Origin of the sequence: Ramlibacter sp. (assembly GCF_035554825.1) — a bacterium.
Lineage (GTDB): Bacteria > Pseudomonadota > Gammaproteobacteria > Burkholderiales > Burkholderiaceae_C > Ramlibacter.
In genome coordinates this window covers 1-2,555 of record NZ_DATMHS010000064.1, presented here as the reverse complement: position 1 = coordinate 2,555, position 2,555 = coordinate 1, and the positions used below count along the sequence as shown (strand labels likewise).

The window sequence follows — 2,555 nt, the reverse complement described above, 5'->3', positions numbered from 1 at the left end:
CCCGCCACGGCGCGCTCGCCGCGCAGCATGGCGTCGCCCTGCACGCCGCCGGCCTGGACGAGGTGCCCGGCAGCTTCGACGTGGTGGTCAATGCCACCGCCAGCAGCCTGCACGGCGCCGGCGTGCCGGTGGCGGCCGGCGTCCTGAAGCCGGGCGCCCTGGCCTACGACATGATGTACGGCACGGCGGCCGCGGCCTTCCTTGCGTGGGCCCGGGCCCATGGCGCGCGCGGCCGCGACGGCCTGGGCATGCTGGTGGAACAGGCCGCCGAGTCGTTCCTGCTCTGGCGCGGAGTGCGGCCGCCGGCGGCGCAGGTGCTGGCCGAATTGCGCGCGCTGGTGGAGGCCGGGCGGTGAAGGCGGTCTGGCGCATCCTCGGGCTGCTGCTGGCCGGCGCCATCGCGCTGCAGCTGTTCTTCATTGGCCGCATGGCGCTGATGACCGTGGTGGATCCGCAGTCCACCACCTTCCAGCGGTCCGAGGCCTGGCGAATCGCGACCACCCGGGGCTCCTTCCGCTGGCGGCAGGAGTGGGTGCCGTACCAGCGCATCTCGGATCACCTGAAGCGGGCCGTGATCGCCTCCGAGGACGGCAGCTTCACCAGCCACGAGGGCGTCGACTGGGAGGCGCTGGAAAAGGCATGGGAGCGCAACGCCCAGGCCGAGGCGCGGGCGGCGCGGCAGCAGGCTCGCGGGGCCGCGCGCCAGCACTTCGCGCCGGCGGCGCCGGCCAGGCCGCCGAAAGTGGTGGGCGGCTCGACGATCAGCCAGCAGCTCGCCAAGAACCTGCTGCTGTCGGGCGAGCGCACGCTGCTGCGCAAAGGCGAGGAATTCCTGCTGACGCTGGCACTCGAGCAGATGCTGTCGAAGGAACGGATCCTGGAGATCTACCTGAACAGCGTGGAGTGGGGTGAAGGCGTCTTCGGTGCCGAAGCGGCAAGCCGGCACTATTACCGCAAGAGCGCCGCGCAGCTCACCGCGTACGAGGCGGCCCGGCTGGCGGTGATGCTGCCGCGGCCCAAGTATTTCGAGAAGCTGCCCAACTCGGGCTACCTCGCCAGCCGCGCTTCGACCATCGTGGCGCGCATGCGCGCGGCCGAACTGCCATGAGCGGCCTGCGCATCCTGGGCATCGATCCCGGTCTGCAGACCACCGGCTTCGGCGTGATCGACGCGCAAGGGGGCGAACTGAACTACGTCGCCAGTGGCACGATCACGACGACGCACCTGCACAAGGGCGACCTGCCGTCGCGGCTGAAAGTGCTGTTCGACGGGATCGGCGAGGTGCGCCAGCGCTACCAGCCCGCCGTCGCGGCGGTCGAGATCGTGTTCGTCAACGTCAATCCGCAGGCGACGTTGCTGCTGGGCCAGGCGCGGGGCGCCTGCATCACCGCCCTGGTCGCCTGCGATCTGGCGGTGGCGGAGTACACGGCGCTGCAGATGAAGCGCGCGGTCGCCGGGCACGGGCAGGCGGCGAAGGCGCAGGTGCAGGAAATGGTCAAGCGGCTGCTGCGGCTGCCGGGGCTGCCCGGCAAGGATGCGGCGGACGCGCTGGGCCTGGCGATCACGCACGCCCACGCGGGCCTGACCATGCAGAAGCTGGCCGCCGCCGGCGGCGAGCGGCGCACCAGCGCGATGTACAAGGCCGGGCGCAGCTATTGAGTGGGTGGCGTTCCCCGGGAGCCAGCGCTGTCGACCGCGTGACTTCTTCTGAACGCAGAGGACGCCAAGCGATCGCAGCACACGCAGAGAAGAAGAATTCAAACGGTCTGCTCTGCGTCCTCTGCCAATCCTCTGCGCTCTCTGCGTTCAGGCATCCGCAGCCGCGCCCACTCTCAGCCCAGCCGCTCGAGGATCAGCACGCCGAAGAACACGAACGCAGCGATCAGCGTCCACTTGAAGATCACCCAGCCCCAGCGCCGGTAGCGCAGCTGGCCGGTGCCGGCATAGAACGCGAAGCAGACGGCCGCCGCCAGGAGCAGCAGCAGCATGAGCCAGCGAAAGACCAGCACGTGCTACCAGGCGCGGGCGGGTTGGGCGAAACCCGCCGGCGCCTGCCGCTCGTCGTCGAAACTGGCCACCTCGTACGCCTCCGGCCGCGCCAGCAGCGCGCGCAGCAGCTTGTTGTTCAAGGCATGGCCGGACCGGAACGCGCTGTAGGCCGCCAGCAGCGGCTTGCCGACCAGGTACAGGTCGCCCATCGCATCCAGGATCTTGTGCTTCACGAACTCGTCGTCGTAGCGCAGGCCGTCCGCATTGAGAACCCGGTAGTCGTCCATCACCACCGCGTTGTCCAGGCCCCCGCCGAGCGCCAGGCCGCTGGCGCGCATCATCTCCAGGTCCTTGGTGAAGCCGAAGGTGCGGGCCCGGGCGATGTCGCGGGCATACGAGCCGGTGCCCAGGTCGAACTCGACCCGCTGCCCGGTCGAATCGACGACCCGGTGGTCGAAGTCGATCTCGAAGCTGAGCTTGAAGCCGTGGTACGGCTCCAGCCGGGCCCACTTCAGGTTCTCGCCCTCGCCTTCGCGCACCTCCACCGGCCGCAGCAGCCGGATGAA

4 protein-coding genes and 1 pseudogene are annotated in these 2,555 nt (G+C 70.1%); 3 read left to right on the top strand and 2 right to left on the bottom strand.

The features are described from left to right. The 3 genes and pseudogenes from aroE to ruvC all read left to right on the top strand — a co-directional run. Positions 1-356: pseudogene (aroE, locus tag VNT59_RS07445) on the top strand (shikimate dehydrogenase); the annotation flags it as partial. Next, the gene (locus tag VNT59_RS07440) at positions 353-1,108 is read left to right on the top strand and encodes a transglycosylase domain-containing protein (RefSeq protein ID WP_325497691.1); all 756 of its coding nucleotides are present in this window, start codon (positions 353-355) and stop codon (positions 1,106-1,108) included. The pseudogene aroE and the gene VNT59_RS07440, both read left to right, overlap by 4 nt. 5 nt (positions 1,109-1,113) lie before the next feature. Beyond that, the gene (gene ruvC / locus VNT59_RS07435; protein ID WP_325497692.1) at positions 1,114-1,659 is read left to right on the top strand and encodes a crossover junction endodeoxyribonuclease RuvC; all 546 of its coding nucleotides are present in this window, start codon (positions 1,114-1,116) and stop codon (positions 1,657-1,659) included. 173 nt (positions 1,660-1,832) lie between these two features. Here the strand turns inward: ruvC and VNT59_RS07430 are convergent, their stop codons facing one another. Together VNT59_RS07430 and lpxC are read right to left on the bottom strand one after the other, a co-directional pair. Further along, positions 1,833-1,988: a hypothetical protein gene (locus VNT59_RS07430; RefSeq protein ID WP_325497693.1), complete on the bottom strand. Its 156-nt coding sequence runs from the start codon at positions 1,986-1,988 to the stop codon at positions 1,833-1,835. Positions 1,989-2,012: 24 nt separating this feature from the next. Then, positions 2,013-2,555, bottom strand: a 543-nt coding sequence (lpxC, locus tag VNT59_RS07425) for a UDP-3-O-acyl-N-acetylglucosamine deacetylase (protein ID WP_325497690.1), incomplete at its 5' end; no start/stop codon positions are given.

Bases quoted from the DNA above. Each gene is read 5' to 3' on its own strand.
- VNT59_RS07430 (WP_325497693.1), bottom strand. From the start codon at position 1,988: ATGCTGCTGCTGCTCCTGGCGGCGGCCGTCTGCTTCGCGTTCTATGCC.